Annotated in this window: 1 protein-coding gene and 1 pseudogene; one reads left to right on the top strand and one right to left on the bottom strand. The window is 65.4% G+C overall.

Annotated features, from left to right (window positions below):
* Positions 1 to 427 (bottom strand): annotated as a pseudogene (locus tag AKL29_RS45125) (methyl-accepting chemotaxis protein); the annotation flags it as partial.
* A gap of 213 nt (positions 428 to 640) precedes the next feature.
* On the opposite strand from AKL29_RS45125, the gene AKL29_RS19620 reads away from it, so the two are divergent.
* The gene (locus tag AKL29_RS19620) at positions 641 to 1,387 is read left to right on the top strand and encodes a YebC/PmpR family DNA-binding transcriptional regulator (protein WP_050385252.1); all 747 of its coding nucleotides are present in this window, start codon (positions 641 to 643) and stop codon (positions 1,385 to 1,387) included.
* Positions 1,388 to 1,460 lie beyond the last annotated feature (73 nt).

Below are 1,460 nucleotides of genomic sequence, written 5' to 3'. Positions count from 1 at the left end.
GATCGACATTGTCGGTGGCCTCGCGCGCCGCGGCCGCGGCGTCGTCGGCGAGCTGGCTCGCGCTGCGCACCTGCGCGCCGATGCCCTCGGCGGAGTGGGTGAAACGGTCGGCGGCTTGCGAGAACGTCGTCGCGGTGCTCTGCGCATCGCTGCTGCGGCCGGTCAGCGCATCGGTGCGGGCGCGAATGGTGGCGAGCTTGGCTGCCGTCGCCTCGGCGCCGTCGGCGACCGAGCTCGCGGCGCGCTCGAGCTGGCGGATCATCGCCCCGAGCTCGAGTTCCAGCAATTCCAGGATTTCCTTGGACGAATCCTTGGCCGAATCAGTCTCGGTCGAGACCTGAGGGGTGGCGGCCGCGGTTGGAACCTGCGGCGCGACGGCCGGCGCAGCCGGCTCCGGCACTTGCTTTCGAAACAAACCGAACGCCATGTGGGCTCTTTAGGGGCTGTGGAAAGTTGCGGCGGGACGGGGCGATCCTCGCATCCGGGCGTGAAGTCATGGTTAACAAGTGCCTCATATTCCGGCTTGCGGTAGTATTCCTCCGCCGTAGGGCCCCGCCGATCCTTTGATTTTGACCGTGAGGGGCCTATAAGGCCGCGTTTTCCATCCCTGTTCAGACCCTAAGCTCCGAAGAGACGTCGCATGGCCGGCCATTCCCAATTCAAGAACATCATGCACCGCAAGGGCCGGCAGGATGCCCAGAAGTCGAAGCTTTTCGGCAAGCTGGCCCGCGAAATCACCGTGGCGGCCAAGCTCGGTACCCCGGACCCGGCGATGAATCCGCGGCTGCGCGCCGCCGTGGTCGCGGCCCGCGCCGAGAACATGCCCAAGGACAATATCGACCGCGCCATCAAGAAGGCCGCGGGCAATGACGGCGAGAACTACGACGAGATCCGCTACGAGGGTTATGGCCCCGGCGGCGTCGCCGTCATCGTCGAGGCGCTGACCGACAACCGCAACCGCGCTGCTTCCGACATCCGCTCCTTCTTCACCAAGTCGGGCGGCAATCTCGGCGAAACCGGCTCGGTCGCCTTCATGTTCGATCGCACCGGCATCATCGAATACGACGCCAAGGTCGCCTCCGACGACGCGATGCTGGACGCCGCGATCGAGGCCGGCGCCGACGACGTGGTCTCCAGCGAGGGCGGCCACGAGGTCTACGCCTCGCAGGACACCTTCCGCGAAGTCGCAAAAGCGCTGGAAGCGAAGTTCGGCGAGCCGCGCAAGGCGGCGCTGACCTGGAAGCCGCAGAACACCGTTTCGGTCGACGACGAGACCGGCGAAAAGCTGCTGAAGCTGATGGACCTGCTCAACGAGCACGACGACGTGCAGAATGTGTTCGCCAATTTCGAGGTGTCCGACGCGCTGATCGCGAAGATGGGCGGTTGATCCATTTGCTCCGCTGTCATCGCCCGGCTCGACCGGGCGATCCAGCATTCCAGAGACCTTCATTTGATCCGCG

This window comes from Bradyrhizobium pachyrhizi, from assembly GCF_001189245.1.
GTDB lineage: Bacteria > Pseudomonadota > Alphaproteobacteria > Rhizobiales > Xanthobacteraceae > Bradyrhizobium > Bradyrhizobium pachyrhizi.
This window is presented reverse-complemented; position numbering and strand designations above follow the sequence as displayed.